At 60.4% G+C, this 22,273-nt stretch carries 19 protein-coding genes; 3 read left to right on the top strand and 16 right to left on the bottom strand.

Features of this window, described 5'->3' with window-relative positions:
* Positions 1-94: 94 nt before the first annotated feature.
* On the bottom strand, positions 95-865 hold the full coding sequence (locus PMI09_RS28810; protein WP_007802668.1) for a siderophore-interacting protein: 771 nt from the start codon (positions 863-865) through the stop codon (positions 95-97).
* A gap of 291 nt (positions 866-1,156) precedes the next feature.
* Here PMI09_RS28810 and PMI09_RS28805 point away from each other — a divergent pair, with 291 nt between their 5' ends.
* Positions 1,157-1,759, top strand: coding sequence for an O-methyltransferase (locus tag PMI09_RS28805; protein ID WP_007802666.1), 603 nt, complete (start codon positions 1,157-1,159; stop codon positions 1,757-1,759).
* On the opposite strand, the gene PMI09_RS28800 is transcribed toward PMI09_RS28805, so the two are convergent.
* The 3 genes from PMI09_RS28800 to PMI09_RS28790 form a co-directional block, all read right to left on the bottom strand.
* Positions 1,749-1,952 (bottom strand): hypothetical protein, encoded by a 204-nt coding sequence (locus tag PMI09_RS28800; RefSeq protein ID WP_037084465.1) that lies wholly within the window; start codon positions 1,950-1,952, stop codon positions 1,749-1,751. The two genes, PMI09_RS28805 and PMI09_RS28800, sit on opposite strands and share 11 nt — an antisense overlap.
* Entirely contained in the window at positions 1,945-4,035 is a 2,091-nt protein-coding gene (locus PMI09_RS28795; protein WP_007802665.1) for a putative bifunctional diguanylate cyclase/phosphodiesterase, read from the bottom strand. Before PMI09_RS28795 ends, PMI09_RS28800 begins: the two co-directional genes overlap by 8 nt.
* Positions 4,036-4,211: 176 nt before the next feature.
* The gene (locus PMI09_RS28790) at positions 4,212-4,634 is read right to left on the bottom strand and encodes a MerR family transcriptional regulator (RefSeq protein ID WP_007802664.1); all 423 of its coding nucleotides are present in this window, start codon (positions 4,632-4,634) and stop codon (positions 4,212-4,214) included.
* A gap of 71 nt (positions 4,635-4,705) precedes the next feature.
* On the opposite strand from PMI09_RS28790, the gene PMI09_RS28785 reads away from it, so the two are divergent.
* Together PMI09_RS28785 and PMI09_RS31815 are read left to right on the top strand one after the other, a co-directional pair.
* A complete protein-coding gene (locus PMI09_RS28785) occupies positions 4,706-6,931 on the top strand; it encodes a heavy metal translocating P-type ATPase (protein ID WP_007802662.1) in 2,226 nt (741 codons plus the stop codon).
* A 423-nt stretch (positions 6,932-7,354) separates the two neighbouring features.
* Positions 7,355-7,675: a hypothetical protein gene (locus PMI09_RS31815; RefSeq protein ID WP_081499128.1), complete on the top strand. Its 321-nt coding sequence runs from the start codon at positions 7,355-7,357 to the stop codon at positions 7,673-7,675.
* A gap of 61 nt (positions 7,676-7,736) precedes the next feature.
* Here PMI09_RS31815 and PMI09_RS28780 read toward each other — a convergent pair whose 3' ends face one another.
* From PMI09_RS28780 to PMI09_RS28725, 12 genes are all read right to left on the bottom strand, one after another.
* Positions 7,737-7,895 carry a hypothetical protein gene (locus tag PMI09_RS28780; protein WP_007802658.1) on the bottom strand — a complete coding sequence of 53 codons (159 nt, stop codon included), beginning with the start codon at positions 7,893-7,895 and terminating at the stop codon, positions 7,737-7,739.
* A gap of 152 nt (positions 7,896-8,047) precedes the next feature.
* On the bottom strand, positions 8,048-9,643 hold the full coding sequence (serA, locus tag PMI09_RS28775; RefSeq protein WP_007802656.1) for a phosphoglycerate dehydrogenase: 1,596 nt from the start codon (positions 9,641-9,643) through the stop codon (positions 8,048-8,050).
* An 84-nt stretch (positions 9,644-9,727) separates the two neighbouring features.
* A complete protein-coding gene (locus PMI09_RS28770) occupies positions 9,728-10,906 on the bottom strand; it encodes a phosphoserine transaminase (RefSeq protein ID WP_007802654.1) in 1,179 nt (392 codons plus the stop codon).
* A gap of 149 nt (positions 10,907-11,055) precedes the next feature.
* Complete coding sequence (locus PMI09_RS28765; RefSeq protein WP_007802652.1) at positions 11,056-11,856, bottom strand: outer membrane protein; 801 nt, start codon at positions 11,854-11,856, stop codon at positions 11,056-11,058.
* A gap of 183 nt (positions 11,857-12,039) precedes the next feature.
* On the bottom strand, positions 12,040-12,807 hold the full coding sequence (locus PMI09_RS28760) for an outer membrane protein (RefSeq protein WP_007802650.1): 768 nt from the start codon (positions 12,805-12,807) through the stop codon (positions 12,040-12,042).
* Positions 12,808-12,986: 179 nt separating this feature from the next.
* Positions 12,987-14,339: a phosphoglucosamine mutase gene (glmM, locus tag PMI09_RS28755; protein WP_007802648.1), complete on the bottom strand. Its 1,353-nt coding sequence runs from the start codon at positions 14,337-14,339 to the stop codon at positions 12,987-12,989.
* A gap of 239 nt (positions 14,340-14,578) precedes the next feature.
* Positions 14,579-16,510: an ATP-dependent zinc metalloprotease FtsH gene (gene ftsH, locus PMI09_RS28750; protein WP_007802644.1), complete on the bottom strand. Its 1,932-nt coding sequence runs from the start codon at positions 16,508-16,510 to the stop codon at positions 14,579-14,581.
* Between the two features lie 98 nt (positions 16,511-16,608).
* Positions 16,609-17,934 (bottom strand): tRNA lysidine(34) synthetase TilS, encoded by a 1,326-nt coding sequence (tilS, locus tag PMI09_RS28745; RefSeq protein ID WP_007802642.1) that lies wholly within the window; start codon positions 17,932-17,934, stop codon positions 16,609-16,611.
* A gap of 11 nt (positions 17,935-17,945) precedes the next feature.
* Entirely contained in the window at positions 17,946-18,950 is a 1,005-nt protein-coding gene (ybgF, locus tag PMI09_RS28740) for a tol-pal system protein YbgF (RefSeq protein WP_007802641.1), read from the bottom strand.
* A 161-nt stretch (positions 18,951-19,111) separates the two neighbouring features.
* Positions 19,112-19,642 carry a peptidoglycan-associated lipoprotein Pal gene (gene pal / locus PMI09_RS28735; protein WP_007802639.1) on the bottom strand — a complete coding sequence of 177 codons (531 nt, stop codon included), beginning with the start codon at positions 19,640-19,642 and terminating at the stop codon, positions 19,112-19,114.
* Positions 19,643-19,798: 156 nt separating this feature from the next.
* On the bottom strand, positions 19,799-21,109 hold the full coding sequence (gene tolB, locus PMI09_RS28730) for a Tol-Pal system beta propeller repeat protein TolB (protein WP_007802637.1): 1,311 nt from the start codon (positions 21,107-21,109) through the stop codon (positions 19,799-19,801).
* A gap of 22 nt (positions 21,110-21,131) precedes the next feature.
* Positions 21,132-22,268 (bottom strand): hypothetical protein, encoded by a 1,137-nt coding sequence (locus tag PMI09_RS28725; RefSeq protein ID WP_007802635.1) that lies wholly within the window; start codon positions 22,266-22,268, stop codon positions 21,132-21,134.
* Positions 22,269-22,273 lie beyond the last annotated feature (5 nt).

Genomic DNA, 22,273 nt, shown 5'->3' with positions numbered 1-22,273 from the left:
TTTTTCGGCCCGCTCTGGTTATTGCGGCTTACAGAGTCTGTCAATCGACAGGGCCAAAGGAACAGCGAGCCGTCGCCTGCCTCGCAGCCCGCTTCTAGTCGAACTTCTCAGTCGTATCTGCCTTCCCCTTCACCCAATAGCCGGACGCCTTGATCCAGTGCAGCGGATAGCTTCTTTCGGTCACAAGATACTCGCGGACGGCACGCGTGACCGAAGCCTCTGCCGCGACCCAAACGAACGTCCCGCGCTCGATGCCTATACTGCGCAAGATGTTCAGGAGCGGCCGGGCGTCCGTCGCATCCGAAAGGGGACGGTCCGCCCAATGCATATACAGGTCCGCCTTTGTTTCGAAGATCTGTCTCTCTGCCGGACCGGTCACCGCCGCGATCGCGGTGATCACTGTATCGGCGTCGCTTTCCTCGATCCGACGTCCCATGGCCGGCAGGGCAGTTTCATCGCCGACCAGCAGCCACCGGGTCACACTTGCGGAGACCACCGCTGAGCCGCGCGGCCCACCGATTGAGAGCGTATCGCCCGCAGACGCATCGATCGCCCATTGGGTCACTGGACCCGCCTCATGCAAGGCAAAGTCGATGGTCAATGTGCGGGCATTGCTGTCGTACCGCCGTGGCGTGTAGTCGCGGCGCGGTTCGCCCTCGGCCGCGGGAACGAAAATCTTCACGTGGTCATCGGGCGCCAGGCTGACGAAGTCCGCAAGATCTTCACCCGTGAGGACGATGCGGCGCATGCCCGGCGTGATGTCGGTGACTTCGGCGACCGTCAGAGAGCGGCGACGCAGTTCGTGACGAACCCGTTCGACCAGGGGAGCTGGCAGGCTGTGAGTTGGGTTTTGATTGTTATCCATTGTGTCCTTCAGAGGCTCTTCACCTCGATCCGCAGGACACAGTCGCGCAGATCGAAGCCGCAGAGCCGTTCGATCATACGCGTTGAGTGACGTTAACGCTTACGTGGCCAGGATATCCGGCCATTGACGAACCCGATGTAGTCGACATCTCAAAGCTCTGCAACAACAGCCACCAGCAAATGTCGATTGTTGCGAAAGTTTAACTTTCGTTCCAGCCGGTCAAAACTCGCCAACCGACAGGCCGCTCTGGAGCGGTTTACCTCAGGACGCCGCCCGAGCGAGGAACGAACCATGGATAGCAAGATCCAGGACGTGCTTGACGCCTATCATGCCATGATCCGCGAGGAGCAAAACAGCCCACGCGAGCTTCCGCCCGGCGGTCGCGACGGAGGGCAGGACATGCGCTTGCGCGCGGTCGGCCGCGAAACCGGGCAGATCATCAACATTCTCGCCAAGAGCCTCAAGCAGCCGGTCATGCTCGAGCTCGGCACGTCCTTCGGCTATTCCGGCATCTGGCTGGCGGAAGCTGCCCGGGCCGGCGGCAAACTGATCACCATGGAGTTGCACGAGTACAAGTCGACACATGCCAAGGAGATGGCGACAAGGGCCGCGCTTGCCGATTGGATCGATTTCAGGATCGGCGACGCAGTCCAGATGATCGGCGAACTCATGGATGGCATCGACTTTGTCCTGGTGGATCTCTGGAAAGACTTGTACCTGCCTTGCCTTGAGGCTTTTTATCCCAAGCTCAATCCGGGCGCGATCGTCGTTGCCGACAACATGCTGCGCCCGGGCGACGAGAACGTCAGGCAATACGGCAAAGCTATCCGGGCTAAGCCGGGCATTACCAGTGTGCTTCTGCCCGTCGGCAGCGGCATCGAGGTCAGTCGCTGACCGATGAAACCGAGATTAACTGAGCGTTGGGAGCAACACTGATGTCGTGCAGCATCGTCGCACCGTTGCTGCCGGCAGGAAGTCTCACGCAGGCCCACGTTGCATCACCGCCCGGCCATTCTTTCTGCTGCGCCATCAGGGATGCTATCGCAGCATGACTGCCGACACCTTCGATGCGATCGATTTCAGCCACGAGCTCCGATTGGCAAGGGCGAGGCGCCGCCTTCGATCAGAGCTTGCGCCTCGGCCTCTAGCATCGGCCTGCCGAGCAGGAAGCCTTGCACCTCGCTGAAGCCTTCGGCGCGCAATTTCTGCAGTTGCTCCTCGGTTTCGATCCCTTCCGCAAGCGTCGTCGCATTGAAGCCGGAGCCGATACCGACGACCGCACGTACGATCGCCAGATTGCCCGGATCCGTTTCAATGCCAGAGACGAAGCTGCGGTCGAGCTTGATCTTATCAAAGGCAAAGGCCCGCAAGTAGCTGAAGGACGAATAGCCGGTGCCGAAATCGTCAATGGCGATGCGGATACCAAGTTCCTTCAATGCCCGCAGCAGCGGCAGGCTTTGCTCGACGTCGGCAAGGAAGACGGATTCGGTAATCTCGATCTCGAGGCGTTCCGGACGAAGGCCGGTCTCGTCGAGTGCGGAGACGACCGTCGCAAGCAGGCTGTTGTGCCGGAACTGGCACACGGAGAGATTGACCGCGATCTTCAAATGACTAGGCCAGGCGGCCGCCGCGCGGCAGGCTTCGCGCAGCACCCACTCACCGATCTGAACGATGAGGCCGGTTTCCTCGGCGAGAGGAATGAATTCCATCGGCGGCACCAGTCCTCGAACGGGATGGCGCCAGCGGATCAAGGCCTCGAAGCCCGCAAGGCCATCGTCATCAAGTTGCACGATCGGCTGGTAGTGAAGTTCGAACTGACCTTTAAGCAGCGCCTCGTGAAGTTCGGCCGTGAGCATGTGCCGGCGCTCTGCTTCCAGGCGCATTTCCGGCAGATAGAAGCGGTAAGTCGAGCGGCCGCTTTCCTTGGCTGCGTAGAGCGCAAGGTCCGCGTTCCGCATCAGGACGTCGTCGTCCTCGGCATGCTCAGGCGCAAGCGCAATGCCGATGCTGCAGGTGACGTGCTCGTTGACGCCGTCGAGATCAAACGGGGCCGATAACGACCTGAGCAGGCGTTCGGCAAAGCGTTCGATGCTCTCGCGTTGCTCCGAACACAGAAGAAGCGCGAATTCATCGCCGCCGAGACGAGCGACGAGGTCGCCGTCCGCCACCAGTTGCATCAGACGCGCGGCGACCTGGCAGAGCAGTGCATCGCCCGCCGCATGGCCCTTGCTGTCATTGATGTGCTTGAAATGGTCGACATCGAGGTAAAGCAGCGCGAGCGGATTTTCCGCGGTGGCAATCCGTGCTTCCCGTTGGATATGATCGGCGAAGAATGCGCGGTTCGGCAGGCCGGTCAGTGCATCATGCATTGCCATATAAGCGAGGCGGGCCTCGACCGATCGCTCCTCGGTCACGTCGTGGGAAATGCCGAGCACATAGCGCGGCGCTCCGCCATCCAGCGCAGGGAGTGCACGCTTGATCGTCCGCAGAATCCGCGGTGTCCCATCGGCACGCTGCATCGTCTCCTCGAAGCTGATGGTTGCTCCGGCCCCAAGAGCCCTGGAGTCCTGCTCGCGAAAGATGTCCGTTTGCCTGTCGTCGAATATGATGCGATCGCTCTTGCCGACAATGTCCTTCGGATCATAGCCGACGATGCCACCGCACGCCTCGTTGAAAAGGATATAGCGTCCGTCTTCTTCCATATCCTTCACGAAGACGCCGACGGGCAGGTTGTCGACGATGCTGTCGAGCATCGAGCGCGTATCGCTCACCTGCCTCTGGGCTGCGTTGACCTCAGTCCGGTCCTGAACAATCGCCAGGATCGCATCCCGCCCGTCAAAACGAACCGCCCGTCCATAGGTTAGCACTTCAAGGGTTTCGCCGTTGGCCTTCAGATGCGTCCAACGCTCGGCGCGTTCCATGTCGGTTCGACGCTGCACGGCATCGAGCATTCGCTTGCGCTCCTGCTCCGGCCTAATGTCGAGGACCGTCATGCGCGCATAGTCCTGGCGCGAATAGCCGTAGAGATCGACGGCAGCGTTGTTGACGATCAGGAAGCGAAGGCTGCCGGGATCGTAGACCCACATCGGCGACGGATGGGTTGCAAACAGCGACTGAAAATCATCATTCGGCGCATCGATCGGAACAAATGCTTTCTGGAGACCGGTCATGAGGAAATCACATAAAATAATGGCAGCGGATCGACAGGTTATAGACAAAAAAGCTAAATAAAATCAGAATCATAGTTCGCACAAACTTTAGGCGCAACGCCTTTGTATTGTGCAACGCAGTATATCTTCCAGCCTATTGTCGTCTCGTTGGAGCTTACCGATCTGGTATCCGACCGTCAGTTGTGCGGGTGACTACATTGACCGTGATCCGCAAGAACCTCGATGACGCGGCACTGATCGACGCGACCGTGACCGCAGCCTTCCACCATTAGCTCCAGCTCCGCCTTCAGGGCCATCAGGCTGCGGATTCTCTGCTCGACTTCGATCAGACGGGCCTTGGCGATCGCGTCGGCGGAAGCGCAGGACTGATGTGGATCGTCCTGCAGGGTCAGCAGTGTGCGGATTGCTTCCACTTCGAACCCAAGCTCTCGGGCATGACGGATGAAGGCGAGCCTGCGTAGATCTGCCAGCTCGTACGAGCGCTGATTGCCCTCGCTGCGGTTCGGCTCTGGCTGGAGGCCGATGCTCTCGTAATAGCGGATCGTCGGTACCTTGACGCCGCTTTTCCGGGAGGCTTCGCCGATCGTGATCTTTTTCATGATTTTCCTCTTGCACCTCTAGTCGCTAGAGGATGTAGGAAGGATGCTTCTTTATGACAAGGAAGCGGATCATGGGTGAAACGGTCGAGAAACGTTACAGGGTTGACGGCATGGATTGCGCCGGCTGCGCAGCCAAGATCGATACGGCCGTGCGGCGTATGCCAGGCGTCGAAGACGTTTCGGTCTCCGTGACGGCAGGAACGATGACCGTACGCCACAATGGCAACAGCGACCTTGTCGCCATCGAGCGGAAAGTGACGAGCCTTGGCTATTCCGTCTCACAACTCGTCGGAAGGTCGCCGGCGGAAACCCCACCGACGAGCCATGCCCACCACCATCATGACCACACTGATCATGATCATGCCGACCACGAACCTGCAGGGAAAAAGGCGACGGACGCACTTGAAGGTCTGCACGGTCACGACGCCCCGATGGCCGGACCTTGGTGGCAAAGCAAGAAAGGCCGCCTGACAATCCTTTCCGGCGCAGCGCTCGTTGTCGCCTACGCTATTGGTCACCTTGTGCCGGCAATTGCACCCTATGCATTCATCGTGGCAATGCTCGTCGGGCTTGTTCCGATCGCTCGGCGCGCCGTCGTCGCCGCCTTCGCGGGCACCCCTTTCTCGATTGAGATGCTGATGACGATCGCGGCGGTCGGCGCAGTGGTCATCGATGCCGGCGAGGAAGCCGCCACAGTGGTCTTCCTGTTCCTGGTCGGCGAACTGCTGGAAGGCGTCGCCGCCGGCAAGGCGCGCGCGAGCATCCAATCTCTGACGACGCTGGTACCGAAGCGTGCCTTCCTTGAAGAGGGCGGTACGACCCGGGAAGTGCCAGCCGAAAGCCTCGCTGTCGGTTCGACTATTCTGGTTCGTCCGGGCGACCGCGTCGCAGCGGATGGCACCGTCCTTTCCGGCGAGAGCGCAATCGACGAAGCGCCAGTCACCGGCGAAAGCACGCCGGTGCGCAAAGGCGAAGGCGACATGGTTTTTGCCGGCACCGTCAACGGTGACGCAGCACTTCGGGTCAAGGTGACGGCGGCGGCCGCCGACAACACGATAGCCCGCGTCGTCCGGCTGGTGGAGGAGGCGCAGGAATCCAAGGCGCCGACGGAGCGCTTCATCGATCGTTTCTCTCGCTACTATACACCCGGTGTGGTCGTCGCCGCTGCTCTTGTCGCAATCCTGCCACCGCTTCTTGCCGGTGGCGCTTGGGACGAGTGGATCTACAAGGGCCTCGCCATATTGCTGATCGGTTGCCCCTGCGCCCTGGTGATTTCGACCCCGGCCGCAATTGCCGCCTCGCTTTCTTCGGGCGCGCGCCGTGGACTGCTAATGAAAGGCGGCGCGGTCCTTGAGACCCTTGGCAAAGTCACCGCCGTTGCCCTCGACAAGACAGGCACGCTGACGGAAGGCAAGCCGCAGGTGACCGATGTGATCGCTTTTGGAAAAGACGAAGCGGAAGTCCTGAAGTATGCGGCTGCGCTTGAGACAGGATCTAGCCATCCGCTGGCGCTCGCGATCCTGGCAAGGGCAACAGCGGCGGGGGTCACCCTCCCCGCAGCGACCGACGCCAAGGCTCTAGGAGGAAAAGGTATCACCGGGGCGGTCGAGGGCCAGCCGGTGTTCTTCGGATCTCCCAAGGCTGCCGGCGAACGAATTCCTCTTTCGTCCGATCAGACCACCCGCATCAGCGCGCTCAATGACGATGGAAAGACTGTGTCCGTGCTCATCGTCGGCGACACGCTGGCGGGAGCCATCGCCATGCGCGACGAACCGCGCGATGACGCCAAGTCCGGCCTTGAGGAATTGACTGAGGCAGGCGTCAAGATCGTGATGCTCACCGGCGACAATCACCGCACGGCGGAGGCCATTGGCAGGCAGCTCGGCATCGAGGTACGCGCCGAGCTGATGCCCGAGGACAAGCAGCGCATCGTGAACGAGTTGAAGCGTGACGGCTTGATCGTTGCCAAGGTCGGTGACGGCATCAACGACGCCCCTGCCCTTGCGACCGCGGATGTCGGTATCGCTATGGGCGGCGGCACCGATGTGGCGCTCGAAACCGCTGACGCTGCGATCCTGCATGGCCGCGTCAGCGACATTGCGGCAATGATTGCGCTCTCCAAGCGCACCATGCGAAACATCGTCGAAAACATCACCATCGCACTCGGCCTGAAGGCCGTGTTCCTGGTGACAACGATTGCAGGCATTACCGGTCTCTGGCCCGCCATTCTGGCCGATACCGGCGCCACGGTGCTGGTCACCATCAATGCGCTGAGACTGCTGAAACCGATCGAGTGAGGGTCGCCGTTACCGGCGATCCATCCTCTGCGAAATCCGATCACGCAGGCACCGCTCGTTCGCTTACCGCTTCAGCCATGCCTGCATTGCTCGCGAAGAGAGCCGCAAAGAGGATTGCCGTCATACTCTTCGCACCCCGCCTCCAACATCGAAAAGATTCTCCGCAGCAAGGCTGTCGAGCCTGGCCTCCCGCCGACCGTCAAGGTCCAGATACACGCGAAGCGGCGGTGCGAAGCGAGACACGAGCAAGTGTAAATTGGAGGTTCGTTACTGTAAAATCGCTAAGATGGCGCCTGCAAGCCCTTGTGAGCTTCCGCCGATACGAGCCCATCACGCCGGCAGCCTTCATAGAGCATTCACGGAGATTTGCGCGTATTGGAACATTTTACGCGCCAGGGAGTTAACGTTTAGAGGAGGAGTAACATGACAAATGATTTCAACAAACCAAACCCGATGAACACGTCGGCGTCGAAGAGCAAGACCATATGGATTGTGCTTGCAGCGATCGTCGTCATCGTGGCCCTCGCAGCCACCTACTGGCCGAGATCACAGAGTACATCGACCACGACTGCACCTGCTGCGCCAGCGCCGACGGCTTCCGAGCCGGCTTCGCCACCGCCTGCATCGACTGCACCGGCAACACCAGCAACGCCACCAGCAGCGAACCCACCCGCTGAAGCTCCGGCAACCCCTGCGGCTCCCGCTCCGGCCCCGGCTACTCCGGCTCCGGCAACGCCGCAGTGATCGCGAGCCCGCTTGGTCTGGCGGGCTACGCTACGCGCAGGCAGAGGGCCGGCAGTGCGATTTAGTTCGCGCCGGCCTTGAGAATGCGATGCGTGCTGGCATCCAGCGCATTGCCCGCCTCCCTGCCATCCTTGGCAAGTCCATTCGCGGTGTTTGCGCATGAAGAAAGCCCAATAAGCGATGTGAGCGCAATGGCAATAGCGACGGCTGACTTTGTCATGGAAGCTCCTGAAATTGATATTGGAACAAACCGCTAAAAGATAACGATAGTCGCCCGCGTGACAGTGATCAACTTGGTCGACCGAGAGACAAAAGAAAAAGCCCGGCGCCGGTTCCCGCGCCGGGCTTTCTCATTTGCCTTGGGAGCAAAACTTAATCGACCGCAAAGACCAGCGGCTTTGCCTGGCGGATCGCCGGATTCGCCGTAAGCTTGGCAAGCACCTCGTCGCCGATCGGGCCATCGACATAGAGCAGTGCGATAGCATCACCGCCCTGCTTGTCACGGCCGAGCTGGAAGTTCGCGATGTTGACGCCAGCAGAACCAAGCGTCGTACCGATGAAACCGATCATGCCGGGGACGTCGGTGTTGGTTATGTAGACCATGTGCGAACCGACGTCGGCATCGAGGTTGATGCCCTTGATCTGGATGAAGCGCGGCTTGCCGTCCGAGAACACCGTGCCGGCAATCGAGCGTGTCATCGAGTCGGTTTTGACAGTCAGTTTGATGTAACCGTCGAAGACGCCCGTCTTGTCGCGCTTGACCTCGGAGAGAACGATACCCTTTTCCTTGATCATAACGGGGGCCGAAACCATGTTGACGTCGGCAACCTGCGTGCGGATCAAGCCGGCAAGCAGCGCGCTCGTCAGGGCGCGCGTGTTCATCGTGGCGGTCGCACCATCGAAGAGAATTTCGATTTCCTTGATCGGCTCTTCCGTGACCTGGCCGACGAAGGCGCCGAGAACGTCGGCGAGCCGGATGAACGGCTTCAGGATCGGCGCTTCCTCAGCCGTGATCGACGGCATGTTGATGGCGTTGGAAACGGCACCCTTCACCAGGTAGTCCGACATCTGCTCGGCAACCTGCAGCGCAACGTTTTCCTGGGCTTCCGTGGTCGAGGCGCCGAGATGCGGCGTGCAGACGACGTTTGGCAGGCCGAAGAGCGGGCTTTCCTTGGCGGGCTCGACTTCGAAGACGTCGAAGCCTGCACCGGCGACATGACCGGACTTGATGGCTTCGGCGAGTGCCGCTTCGTCAACCAGGCCGCCACGGGCGCAGTTGATGATACGAACGCCGGGCTTGGTCTTGGCGAGGTTTTCCTTGCCGAGAATGCCGCGAGTCTTGTCGGTCATCGGCACGTGCAGGGTGATGAAATCGGCCTTGGCCAGCAGCTCGTCGAGTTCGACCTTGGTGACGCCCATTTCCTGCGCGCGTTCGGCCGACAGGAAAGGATCATAGGCGAGAACATGCATGCCGAGGCCAATGGCCTTCTTGCACACGATGCCGCCGATATTGCCGGCGCCGATGACGCCAAGCGTCTTGCCGGTGATTTCGACACCCATGAACTTCGACTTTTCCCACTTGCCGGCCTGCGTCGAGGCATCGGCCTGCGGCAGCTGGCGGGCGACCGCGAACATCAGCGCGATGGCGTGCTCGGCGGTGGTGATCGAATTGCCGAACGGCGTATTCATGACGATGATGCCGCGGCGCGATGCGGCCGGGATGTCGACGTTATCGACGCCGATGCCGGCGCGACCGATGACCTTGAGGTTGGTCGCGGAGGCGATCAGCTTTTCCGTCGCCTTGGTAGCGGAGCGGATGGCGAGACCGTCGTAATTGCCGATTATTTCGGCGAGCTTGTCCTTGTCCTTGCCGAGCTGCGGCTGGAAATCGACTTCGACGCCGCGATCACGGAAGATCTGGACGGCGGTTTCCGACAGTTCGTCGGATACGAGAACGCGAGGTGCCATTGGGGGCTTCCTTCAAAAAGTTCAACGATGGATGAAATCAGGATGCGAGGCTCCGCCCATTCGGCGGAGCCGGATGCGATCAACTCAGGCAGCGACCTGGGAAAGCGTAGCCTTCTGGGTCTCGAACGCCCAGGTCAACCACGGCATCAGCTTCTGCATGTCAGCAGTTTCGATGGTCGCACCTGCCCAGATGCGAAGGCCGGACGGCGCGTCGCGATAGTGGCCGATGTCATAGGCGACACCTTCCTTGTCGAGCAGGCTGACGATGCCCTTGGCGAAGTTCGCCTGGCCGTCGGCGTCGAGTGCCAGAACGTCCTTGTCGGTGATCTTCAGGCAGACGGAGGTGTTCGAAGCCGTCTCAGCCTTCACCGCAAGGTTGGCGATCCAGTCGTTGGCAGCGACGAAGTCGGCGATGACCTTGGCATTGGCATCAGCGCGGGCCATCAGGCCCTTGAGACCGCCGACCTGCTTCGACCACAGCAGCGCATCGATATAGTCTTCGACGCAAAGCATCGACGGCGTGTTGATAGTTTCGCCGGTGAAGATGCCCTCGATCAGCTTGCCGCCCGAGGTCATGCGGAAGATCTTCGGCAACGGCCAAGCCGGTGCATAGGTCGTCAGGCGCTCGACGGCGCGCGGCGACAGGATGATGACGCCATGGGCGCCCTCGCCGCCGAGAACCTTCTGCCAGGAGAAGGTGACGACATCGAGCTTGGCGAAATCGAGGTTCTGCGCGAAGGCGGCCGAGGTCGCATCGCAGATCGTCAGACCCTTGCGGTCGGCGGGAATGAAATCGCCGTTCGGAACGCGAACGCCCGAGGTGGTGCCGTTCCATGTGAAGACGACGTCCCGGTCGAAATCTATGGTCGAAAGATCAGGCAACTCGCCGTAACCGGCTTCGATCTTGCGGACGTCCTTCAGCTTCAGCTGCTTGACGACGTCGGTGACCCAACCGGCGCCAAAGCTTTCCCAGGCGACCATATCGACGCCACGCTCGCCGAGCAGCGACCAGAGCGCCATTTCGACGGCGCCGGTATCGGAGGCAGGAACGATGCCGATGCGGTAATCCGCGGGCACTTCAAGCACTTCACGTGTGAGATCGATGGCCTGCTTGAGCTTCGTCTTTCCGATCTTCGCGCGGTGCGAACGGCCAAGCGGCGCGTCGGAAAGGGCTTCGAGCGACCAACCGGGGCGCTTCGAGCAAGGGCCAGAAGAAAAATGGGTGTTTTGCGGACGTACGTCCGGCTTTGCGGTCTTCGCCATGTGCTATCCTTCCAGATAGATAGCTCCTCGTTGGGGAGGAGTGTCCCGCCGCCGTCGTTATAGGGCGGTGAGATCGAAGTCAAGCAGTCGGCGGCGCAACGAGAGAAATTTTTGGTCTATACGCGTCATTGCGTCGCGGATCGGCCGGCCTACCAGCCAGCAACGCGCAGGCCGACACGGACTTCGTGCCGGGTCATCCCGTGATCGCGCCCGCTTTCCGCGTAGGGACCTGTAAACATGCTGCCGCCGGCAATATCGGAAAAGCGATAGCCAAAATCGACCTTGATGTTATCGGCGACTTCATAGCTGACGCCAACCATCAGGGCATAGGTGAAGCGCCAGCTGTTTTCGCCATTCAAATTCTGTGGGGCGAACGTGGCTGCCGCGCATGTCGAGGCGCCGTCGACGCACTCCGGTTGGGATCTCACGCTCCCCCATCTGACGTTAGTTATCCCCAAGCCGGCACCGACATAGGGGGTGAAGCCGGCAACGGTCGCAAGGTCGGCGTAGCCGTTTGTCATGATGCCATACGTCCGAACATCGGCACGTGTGCCGTAGGCGCAACCGGTTCCGGCGGGAGCAGAGGCCGCACAAGGCAGATCGAGGCGTGCTGTACCGGAAAAATCGCTCTTGAAGAAATCTGTCGTTAAATCGGCGCGCCAGATGTCGGTGAATTGATAACCGATCCCGACGCCACCGGAAACGGGCTGGGAGAAGCGCGCAGGATCGAACTCGCCCTCGCCGGCACCACCGACGTGATAAGTCGGTTTTTCGTTGCCCGTCCACGGCGCATAGCCGAGATCACCCCGAAGATACCATCCGGTCGTCATTGAGCTGCCGGCAATGCTAACCTCCGGTACGTCCGCAATCAGTGGTTCTTCCGCCGCCACCGGACTGCCGAGCAGCATAAGGCTTGCTACAGTGGCGAGGATCACTTTGGACGATTTCATTGCAAATTCCCGGCCGGGCAATAGAACGCCCGCATGACTGACTACGCAGACATTATTCCAGCGAGATGCTAACGCGCGGTTAACCATATTCGTTAACTGCGATCAGCGTTCGACCCACGCGAAAAAGGCTGCCGTGAAGGCAGCCTTGTAAGTGAGAACTCATGCAACAAAGAACGTGGTTGGTTATTGCAATGAGTAGCGCAAGGCGAGTTTGAAATCGTGCGAGGTAATGTTGTTGAAATGCATCGGCCCGGTGTCCACCGTGTTGTCATAGGAGTGGATCCGGCCGGTCTTTGCATCGCCTAGATCAAGGTAGGTATAACCGAAATCGACGGTAAGACGGTCTGTCACTTGATAGCCGAGGCCCGCATGCAGCGCCCAGGCAAAGTTCCAGGTGGAGTCGCTATCGGCATAAGCGACGCCTTGCGTCGGGACGTTAATGTCCCTGAAACCGGAGATGGTGTTGCGGGAGGTACCGACACCGGCTCCGACATATGGCGTGATGCCGTACCAGGTGCCTAGATCGACATAGGCGTTGGCCATCAGCAGCCATTCCGACTTGGCACCGTCATAGTCATTGGTGCCATCCCAAACAGCCGTCCCGGATGCATCGGTGTGTCCATAACGATCGAGTGCGGAGAAGTCGGCTTTGCCGCGATACTGGACGATCGCGTCAGCGCGTAGCCACTGGTTGAATTGATAGCCTACACCGAGGCCACCCAACGGCGCGCTGTCGAAGCCGCCATCGTCCAGAAATGGATGGAGCTCGACTTCGTCAAATAATTCTTGTTGCAACCCGCCAAGACGCTGGTTGCTCATGCCCAATTCGCCGCGCAAATACCATCCGCCGAAGACAGGCGCCGGTGCCGGCGGGTCAACATAGAGATCGGCCGCGAGAACTGGGGTAGTTCCCACCAGCACCGTAGCCACGGCAATCAAAAATCTCTTCATAATAATTCTCCAGGAACACAAATAGTCCGCGTGCCAATCGACCGCATACGGCTCTTATTCGTCCCGAAGTCTTGCAAATCAGAGTTAATGTCCGATTAAGTTTACAAGATATTCATCATGACCTTAGGCAAAAAGGTGCATAGCGGGGTCGAATCGACATCCGCCATGCACGGCCGCCTTCACGCCGCGTCGCGCACCCCACCGATCACGCCGGTCAGATCATTGACGATGCGTTCAATCTGAGCGCGGTCGTCGCCCTCGGCCATGACACGGATCAGTGGCTCGGTGCCGGACGGACGGATGACGAGGCGGCCGTTCTTGGCAAGCTCGGCCTCTGCATCGGCGATCGCCTTCTGCACCAGGATATCCTCCAGCGGCTTGCCGCCGGAGATGCGGACGTTGCGTAGCAGTTGGGGCACGGGATCGAAGCGACGGCAAACTTCGCTCACCGTCTTGCCGGTCCGCTTGACCGCAGCAAGAATCTGCAGGGCCGCCACGAGACCGTCGCCCGTCGTGCCATAGTCGGACAGCACGATGTGGCCGGACTGCTCGCCGCCGACATTGTAGTTGTGCTGGCGCATGTGTTCGACAACGTAACGGTCACCAACCATCGTACGCACAAGGCCAAGTCCCTTATCGCCGAGGAAGCGCTCCAACCCGAGATTCGACATGACCGTCGCGACGATACCGCCGCCGCGAAGCTGCTGGCTCTCGGCATAGCTTTCGGCGATGACGGCCATCAGCTGGTCACCGTCGACGACCGCACCGTTCTCGTCGACGATGATGACACGGTCGGCGTCGCCATCGAGCGCAATGCCAATATCGGCGCGCACTTCGTCGACCTTCTTCTGCAGCGCGACCGGGCTCGTGGAGCCACAATTGAGGTTGATGTTCGTGCCGTTCGGCTCGTTGCCGATGGTCACGACATCAGCACCGAGCTCCCAGAGCACGGCAGGCGCCACCTTGTAGGCGGCCCCGTTTGCGCAGTCGATCGCGATCCTCAAGCCCTGCAATGTGACGTCGCGCGGCAGCGTACGCTTGGCATGCTCGATATAGCGGTCGTGAACGCCGTCAACGCGCTTGGCGCGGCCGATATCATCGGCCTTCGCAAGCTGCGTGGAGAGATCCTTTTCAAGCAGGTCTTCGATCTGCGATTCCAGATCGTCGGAAAGCTTGTAGCCATCAGGCCCGAAGAGCTTGATGCCATTGTCCTGATAGGGATTGTGGGAGGCAGAGATCATGACACCAATGTCGGCGCGCAGCGAACGTGTCAGCATCGCCACGGCCGGTGTCGGGATAGGACCGAGAACGAACGCATCGACGCCGGCAGCGGTGAAGCCGGCAACCATCGCGTTTTCCAACATGTAGCCCGAAAGGCGCGTGTCCTTACCTATGACGACGCGGTGACGATGGTTGCCTCGGCGAAAGATCGTCCCAACTGCAATGCCGACCCGCATCGCAAGATCCGGTGTCATCGGGAACACGTTGGATTGACCGCGAATGCCATCCGTACCGAAATAGCGTCTTTTCATATGCACCCCTGTGCCTTGGCGCGCCTTCAGGCTGCGCATCATCACTTGCAAAAAATCAGCCGCCACAGGCGGAATATCGCTACAAGAGCCCCAAATGAGGCCTCGCTATGTCACCGGCATGACACAAATCGCGGTGACCATCACGTAAATTAGCAAGAAAACCCATTACATCGCGTTACCGACACAAAAGGCCGGCGTCCAGAATGGACCCCGGCCTTGCCGTCATTCTTCAAGAGAAATCAATGTGGCTGCGGCTCCAAGCCGGCTTCCGGCTCGTCACCCTTTGCCACCGGCCGCGTACCGGTCTTCGGCACAGCAGAGCCGCGGCTGGGCGGTGCATCGTCACCGAGATCGCGCGACGGCTTCTCGCCACGAATCAGCGCCTTGATTTCCTCGCCAGTCAGCGTCTCGTATTCGAGCAGGCCTTCGGCAAGCGCAACGAACTCGTCGTGCTTGTCCGTCAAGATGTCGCGAGCCTGAGTGTAGGCTTCGTCGATCAGGCGGCGCACTTCATTGTCGATCTTCTGGGCTGTCGCTTCGGAGACATTCTTCGACTGCGAAACAGAATGGCCGAGGAAGACCTCCTGCTGGTTCTCCCCGTAGGCGACCTGGCCGAGCTCGTCGGAGAAGCCCCACTGGGTCACCATCGCACGGGCAAGCTTGGTGGCCTGCTCGATGTCCGAGGATGCACCCGAAGTGATATTCTCCTTACCGAACGTCAGCTCTTCGGCGACGCGGCCGCCCATCATGATGCAGAGGCGCGAGACCATCCACTTGTAGCTCATCGAGTAGCGATCGCCCTCGGGGAGCTGCATGACCATGCCAAGCGCGCGGCCGCGCGGGATGATCGTTGCCTTGTGCAACGGATCGGCGACGGCAACGTTGAGCGCTGTGATCGCATGACCAGCTTCGTGATAGGCCGTGAGCTTCTTCTCCGCTTCGGTCATCGCCGAAGAGCGGCGCTCGGCACCCATCATGATCTTGTCTTTGGCGTCTTCGAACTCCTGCATGGTGACGACGCGCTTATTGCGGCGCGCAGCCATCAGGGCAGCTTCGTTGACGAGGTTCATCAGATCGGCACCGGAGAAGCCGGGCGTACCGCGCGCCAGAACCTTGAGATCGACATTCGGTGCCAGCGGCACGTTGCGGGCATGCACCTTGAGGATACGCTCGCGGCCGACGATGTCGGGGTTCGGAACGACGACCTGACGGTCGAAACGGCCCGGACGCAAAAGCGCCGGATCGAGAACGTCGGGCCGGTTGGTCGCCGCGATCAAGATGATGCCTTCGTTTGCCTCGAAGCCGTCCATTTCGACCAGCAGCTGGTTCAACGTCTGCTCGCGTTCGTCGTTACCGCCGCCGAGACCGGCGCCACGATGGCGACCGACGGCATCGATTTCGTCGATAAAGATGATGCAAGGCGCATTCTTCTTGGCCTGTTCGAACATGTCGCGGACACGGCTCGCGCCGACGCCGACGAACATTTCGACGAAGTCGGAGCCCGAGATCGTGAAGAACGGAACGTTTGCTTCACCGGCGACAGAGCGGGCGAGCAGTGTCTTACCGGTACCGGGAGGGCCAACCAGCAGAACACCGCGCGGAATCTTGCCGCCGAGACGCTGGAACTTCTGCGGATCGCGCAGGAATTCGACGATTTCCTCGAGGTCTTGCTTGGCTTCGTCCACGCCTGCGACGTCATCGAAGGTCACGCGGCCATGCGCTTCGGTCAGAAGCTTAGCCTTGGACTTGCCGAAGCCCATCGCGCCGCGCGAACCGCCCTGCATCTGCCGCATGAAGAACAGCCAGACGCCAAGGATCAGAAGCATCGGCAACAGCGTGCCGATATAGCTCAGGAAGCCCGACGAACCATCGGTTTCCGGGCGCGCGGAAACGAGAACATTCTTCTGCTGCAGACGATCGAGCAGGTTGTCGTCAACGACTGGCGTATAGGTCTGGAAGGTGGTGCCGTTTTCAACATAGCTGCCGGAAACGCGGTTGCCCGTGACGACGACTTCCTTGACGCGGCCCGCATCCACTTCACGCAGGAACTGCGAGTAAGGGATTTCGCGGGAGCTGGTCTGCGCCGGCGACGTCTGGAACATGCTGAACAGAGCAATCAGCAGAAGCGCTATGATTGCCCACAAGGCGAAATTACGTAAGTTAGGGTTCATCGAACTCCCCAGCACTGGAACAACCGCCTCATGGCGACCGTCTTATTTGGCCTCTAACATAGGATTGCCGCAGGTGATTGCCAAGGCAAACTGGACTGTTAGATAGATTTTCCGTCAATACGACCTAAAGGCGGTTTTGGATAGGGGCGTGTTCCAAAGGCAGCCGCAAGGCTCTCCGCAAAGATGAAATCAAATCGTGTCAAAAAACGGTCGAAGGGCGAAAAATAGGCTGTGATCCGGACTTTCTCCGCAATACTGCCAGGAGCCTCGTGTCCTGCCACGTCGACGATACGTGGGATGGCCACCAGGGCCCGCCTGACGACGCCCCTAGGTAGTTGACCGCTCTGTGCCACTGTTTTGCCAGCAACGATGCCGATTTCCGTTTGAGCTGCGTTTTCAACCAGGAATCGGCCGTCCCAGACAGCGCGCGTGGCGGGTGCCAGCGTCAACGGCAGGATGCCGCGGTTCTCGCGAACGAGAAAGAGCCCGTCGCGCCGAAGGTCGAAAACCACCCTCCCCGCCGTCATCCGGCCCACCCCACCTTTTTCGATAAACGCCAGCACATCGTCTATCTGCTTGCGACCGAGCGCGAACGCTTGCCCACCAAATACCGCTGCAAGGCGGGCGACGGCGTAGCTAAGGATCTGCCTTTCGGCGACGAGCCCGGCCGGGATCACGTGGCCGATCAAGGGAGAATGTAAAACGAAATACTGATCCAACCATCGAGCCGCCAAAACGGCGACGCCCGCTCGTAAATCGCCCACCTCGTCCGGAGCCGGAACAACATCAGCCTCTTCAGCAAGGCGCGACCGTATCCGCACACGTTCGTACTTCGGGTCCTCATTGCTTGGGTCGTCGATCCAGGCGACCTGCCGCGCGCGAAGGTAATCGCGGATCGCCTCCCGCTGGCAACCAAGCAACGGTCGAGCTACCCACAAGCGGCGATCAAAGAGAACGAGATCGGCAATGCCGGTGCTTGGCTGTTCTGAACGCTCCCGTCGCATGGCGAGTGTCTCGCGCTGATCGTCGGCTGTATGCGCGGTCACGACAATATCTGCGTTCAGGCTTTCAGCGGCATCGGCAAGCAGAGCGTAACGGGCTTCGCGTGCCGCCAGCATCGTACCAGTCTTGGGCTTTTCACCGCGCCATGTCTTGGTGAGGTGCGGAATATCGAGCGACCGACAGAAGGCTGCAACCTGGTGCGCCTCCTCGGCCGAGTCTGTCCGCAACGCATGGTCGACGGTTGCGGCACAAAGGGATATTTTCGAGTTGGGCGCGGCCTCGAGTGCTTCGGCGAGCGCCAGAAGCAGGCCAGTTGAATCGCTTCCACCCGAAATCGCGACAAGGATGCGCGAGGGCTTGATCAGCGAGTCAAGAAAACGGCGTGCTGCCGTCTCGGGTAGAAGGGGGCCGTCCGGGCGCAAACCGGAAGTCCTTAGCAGGCGAGACGCTTTTGCTCGCTGGCAACCTTGGTTATCACGGCACGAGAAGCCTTGGGATAACGCTTCGAAACTTCGCGCAGCGTGGCGCATGCGGTTTCCGTATTGTCGAGCGCGGCAAGCGACATGCCGAGCTTCAGCAGCATTTCCGGCGCCTTTTCAGAGCTGCCATACTTCTTGTGAGCATCGAGGAACGTCTTGGCGGCCTCGTTGTACTTGCCCTGCGAGTAGAGCGCCTCGCCAAGCCAGAAATTGGCATCGGCTGCTCGAGCACTGCTCGGGTATTGAGCGATGTACTGAGTGAACTCCTGCTCGGCCGTCGAGTAGTCACCCGAAAGGACGTGGCCATAGGCAGCCTTGTACTGGTCGGCTTCGCTGCCGAGCGAGGCAGTCTGCGACGAGCGGCCGGAATCGACGCCCGGAAGCGGGCCGGATCCAACTGTGGCACCCTCGTTGACCGAGCCACCGATCGGATTGCCGTTCTGGTCGAACTCCATCGAACCGAGCTGCTTCGGCGGCTGGCCGAGGCCATCGTTTGCCGGAACATCGGTCGAGGGAGCCGTCTCGGCTCCCTGCGGTGCTTGGATAACGCGGGCGACATCGTCACCACCGCTCTGACCTTGAACCGGAGGAGGCACATTGGCCTCGCTCTTTTTCATCGTCTTGGAGCTGCTGCCGGCACTACCGCCGCCGCCCTTTTCCAGCTCCTGGAAACGGAATTCATTGTCTTCCTGCGCCTTGCGGATCGTTTCCTGCATCTGCAGGAGCTGGAAGCTCATCTCCTCGATGCGGCCGTTCAGCTGACGCAGCTGCTCTTCCAACTGCTGGACGCGAACTTCGGCGCCGCCGGCGGCCTGCACGTTTACAACCGGTGCCTGCGGCTGCCGATCCGCGGCCTTGCCGCCGATCTGCCACCCAAAGAGCGACGTCGCATTCGCCGATTGGCCCGCCCCGGCCACGGCCGCGAGGCACAGCATGCCCGCAACGACAAGTTTTTTCATATGGTTTGTCCTGTCCCTGTGATTCTTCGCGCCCATTGGCGCGAACAGGAGATTTTTCCAATTGCTTTCAAAAAGCAACGGAAACTGGCCAAAGTGTGTTCAAAAAGAAAAGGCGGCCCGCGATGGAGCCGCCCTTTCGAAATTGTAATATTTCCCGGCAATTACATACCGGCGCCACCGAGAACGGTAACGGCACGGCGGTTCTGCGACCAGCAGGAAATATCGTCGCAGACGGCAACCGGACGTTCCTTGCCGTAGGAGATCGTCTTCATGCGCTGAGCCGGAACACCACGCGAAGCAAGGTAATCCTTGGTGGCGGCTGCACGGCGAGCACCGAGAGCGAGGTTGTATTCGCGCGTACCGCGTTCGTCGGCGTGGCCTTCGATGGTGATCGCGTACTTCGGATAGCGGGCAAGCCACTGAGCCTGACGATCGAGCGTCTGGGAAGCGTCCGCGCGGATCGAGGTGGAGTCAGTGTCGAAGAAGATGCGGTCGCCGACGTTGACGGTAAAGTCCTGGGCGGAACCAGGCGTTGCGGCTCCGGCGCCAAGGCCGAGGTCGCCTGCACTGTTCGCCATGTTCTTCTTGTTGGCGCAACCGGCCAGAGCAAGACCGGCGACAAGCGCGATCATGACGGGGTTACGGGCAAAATTCTGCATGCGGCTCATTGCCGGGGTGTGAATTCGGCTCATGGCCGGTCTCCTTGCGACTTGATTAAGGTTGCCGGACTGTAACCTCGTTGGGTTAATCGGCATTCAAGAATTATGGTTAACAGATGGTTGATTTGTCCCTCAGTCGCCCCAATCAGGGATTTTTGCGGCGACAAAAAGGCACATTCACAAGCTTTACTACTCGAGAAGCGGCGACCAGGCTGGGTCCGAAGCGTAGGTCGGGGTCTTGATGAGTTGCTCGTTGTAGCCTGTCAGATCGATCGAGTAGAGCTGCGGACCACCGGCACCCGCCGCCTGGCGGAAGAACATGATGACGCGGCCATTCGGCGCCCAGGTCGGGCCTTCGTTGTGGAAGCCCGTCGTCAGGATGCGCTCGCCCGAACCGTCCGGCTTCATCACACCGATCGAGAACTTGCCACCCGACTGCTTGGTGAAGGCAATCAGATCGCCGCGCGGAGACCAGACCGGCGTGGAGTAGTTGCCGTCACCGAAGGAGATGCGCGTCTGGCCGGAGCCGTCGGCGTTCATGACGTAGATCTGCTGCTTGCCGCCGCGGTCGCTTTCGAACACGATGCGCCCGCCATCCGGCGAATAGGACGGCGACGTATCGATCGCGGCTGTCGAGGTCAGGCGCGTCGTGGTGCGCGAACGCAGGTCCATCGTGTAGATATTGGCGTTGCCTTCCTGCTGCAGGCTCATCACGACCTTCTGGCCATCGGGCGAGAAGCGCGGCGAGAAGGTCATGCCCGGAAAGTTGCCGACGACCTCGCGCTGTCCCGTCTCAAGCTGCAGCAGGTAGACCCGCGGCTGCTGGTTGGCGAAGGACATGTATGTGACTTCCTGACGGTTCGGCGAGAAGCGCGGCGTCAGAACGAGGTCGCTGCCGTTCGTCAACATGCGGACGTTGAAGCCATCCTGGTCCATGATGGCGAGCTGACGCTTGCGATCCTGCTTGGTGCCGGATTCGGACACGAAGACGACGCGGGTATCGAAGTAGCCCTCCTCGCCGGTGATCTGCTTGTAGATCGCATCGGCGATAATATGGGCTACGCGGCGCCAGTTCTCCGGCTGCGTATAGAACTGCTGACCGGTCATCTGCGTGCCGGCAAACGTATCCCAGAGGCGGAACTCGGCGCGGAGGCGGCCGTCGCTTTCCTGCGTCACGCGACCGGTGACGAGGGCCTGTGCATTAATGACCTTCCAGTCCTCGAAGCGCGGAGCGGCATCCGGGTTGGAGATCTTCTCGATGAAGGCGTTCTTGTTGATCGGCGCGAAGAGGCCGGAGCGCTGGAGATCGGCAGCGATAACCTGCGATACCTGCGCGCCCATGTCACCCTGCAGGAAATCAGTGATCGCGATCGGCAGCGGCTCGACGTTACCCTTGTTGATGTTGATTTCGACAAGCGCGTTCGCCGGCGTGGCGACAACCGCAGTGGTTATCATGCCGACGGCGACCATCAAGGCGCGGATGAGGGAACACTTGGTCATGGAGGACAAGCCTTTCAGCATTTTAAAGGGCTAGATCGCTAGGATCGAAGTTGACGATAACTTCGCCCCAGGCGTCATATTTGTCTTTCGGAAGGTTCGTGAAGGGCGACGACTTCATGACGGCGCGCTTGGCACCGCTTGCCAACGCCATCCGCGTCGCCTCGTTTGTGCCGCCGGTCGCTTCAACCTCGGGTGAGCCGATGATGTTGCCATCAGGGTCTAGCTTCATGTGGACCTTGATGCGAACTTCGCTTGCGCCTTCCATCCCGGGGATAACCGACCAGTTGCCGGCAATCGCGCTGCGCAGCGCGTCCATCTCACTCATCGAGAGCTTGGAGCCGCTCGTGGTCTTCTTTGCACCGAGCGACGCAACTTCTGTCGAGCGCTTGGCGCCGCCGGAAGAAGGATCCTGCTTGTTCAGCAGAGCCGCAATATCGTCAGCGTTGAAATCGCTCTGCTTGGAAGAGGCAGACTTGGCCTTCTCCTGCTTCTTCTCAGCCTTCTTCTTGTCCGTCGGCTTGTCGTCGGCCGTCGCCTGGTCCTCGGTTTTCTTTTCCGGGGGCTTTTCGGCTGGCTTCTGTTCCGGTGGTTTTGGCTGCGGCTTCACGACCGGAGTCGGAACCTTGTCCGGCAGCGCCTCAGCGTCCGGCTTCGGCGGCTCGGCCTGTTCCTGCGGCGGTTCCTCAGCCTTCGGCGGCGTCGGGGTCGGCGGGGTGATTTCCGGCTTCGGCGGCGTGATGGAAGCGACCTGCTTCGGCTCGACGTCCGTCTCCTCCTTCATGATCTCCTTCACCTCGTTGGGCACGGGATCGTTCTGCGGAAGAGGCTTTTCGGCCGCCTTCGGGGCAGCAGCGCTCTCATTGTTGCTGGGCTTGGCGTTCGGGACCGGCGGCGTCTTGAGGTCGATATTGTTATCGCCCATGTTTTCCGCGTTATCGACTGTCGCCGGCTTGGTCGTCGGCTTCGGCGCCGCCTTTTCCTTCGGGGGCGCCGTCTTGTCACCCTGCTGCAGCTGCGACATCTCTTCGACAGGCACGAGATCGACGGGCATCGCCTCGAAATCCTCGACTTTGAACTGCTCCGGGGAGCCGATCGAGATCAGTGCCCAGGCAAGCAGTGCACAGTGCAGAGCCGCAGATGTGACGATACTGGCCTTCATAGCGT

The sequence above is a fragment of the Rhizobium sp. CF122 genome, from assembly GCF_000282035.1.
Classification (GTDB): Bacteria; Pseudomonadota; Alphaproteobacteria; order Rhizobiales; family Rhizobiaceae; genus Rhizobium.
This window is presented reverse-complemented; position numbering and strand designations above follow the sequence as displayed.

Coding starts and splice junctions, on each gene's coding strand:
- PMI09_RS28810 (WP_007802668.1), bottom strand. CDS start 865: ATGGATAACAATCAAAACCCAACTCACAGCCTGCCAGCTCCCCTGGTC.
- PMI09_RS28805 (WP_007802666.1), top strand. CDS start 1,157: ATGGATAGCAAGATCCAGGACGTGCTTGACGCCTATCATGCCATGATC.
- PMI09_RS28795 (WP_007802665.1), bottom strand. CDS start 4,035: ATGACCGGTCTCCAGAAAGCATTTGTTCCGATCGATGCGCCGAATGAT.
- PMI09_RS28790 (WP_007802664.1), bottom strand. CDS start 4,634: ATGAAAAAGATCACGATCGGCGAAGCCTCCCGGAAAAGCGGCGTCAAG.
- PMI09_RS28785 (WP_007802662.1), top strand. CDS start 4,706: ATGGGTGAAACGGTCGAGAAACGTTACAGGGTTGACGGCATGGATTGC.
- PMI09_RS31815 (WP_081499128.1), top strand. CDS start 7,355: ATGACAAATGATTTCAACAAACCAAACCCGATGAACACGTCGGCGTCG.
- PMI09_RS28780 (WP_007802658.1), bottom strand. CDS start 7,895: ATGACAAAGTCAGCCGTCGCTATTGCCATTGCGCTCACATCGCTTATT.
- serA (WP_007802656.1), bottom strand. CDS start 9,643: ATGGCACCTCGCGTTCTCGTATCCGACGAACTGTCGGAAACCGCCGTC.
- PMI09_RS28770 (WP_007802654.1), bottom strand. CDS start 10,906: ATGGCGAAGACCGCAAAGCCGGACGTACGTCCGCAAAACACCCATTTT.
- PMI09_RS28765 (WP_007802652.1), bottom strand. CDS start 11,856: ATGAAATCGTCCAAAGTGATCCTCGCCACTGTAGCAAGCCTTATGCTG.
- PMI09_RS28760 (WP_007802650.1), bottom strand. CDS start 12,807: ATGAAGAGATTTTTGATTGCCGTGGCTACGGTGCTGGTGGGAACTACC.
- glmM (WP_007802648.1), bottom strand. CDS start 14,339: ATGAAAAGACGCTATTTCGGTACGGATGGCATTCGCGGTCAATCCAAC.
- ftsH (WP_007802644.1), bottom strand. CDS start 16,510: ATGAACCCTAACTTACGTAATTTCGCCTTGTGGGCAATCATAGCGCTT.
- ybgF (WP_007802641.1), bottom strand. CDS start 18,950: ATGAAAAAACTTGTCGTTGCGGGCATGCTGTGCCTCGCGGCCGTGGCC.
- pal (WP_007802639.1), bottom strand. CDS start 19,642: ATGAGCCGAATTCACACCCCGGCAATGAGCCGCATGCAGAATTTTGCC.
- tolB (WP_007802637.1), bottom strand. CDS start 21,109: ATGACCAAGTGTTCCCTCATCCGCGCCTTGATGGTCGCCGTCGGCATG.
- PMI09_RS28725 (WP_007802635.1), bottom strand. CDS start 22,268: ATGAAGGCCAGTATCGTCACATCTGCGGCTCTGCACTGTGCACTGCTT.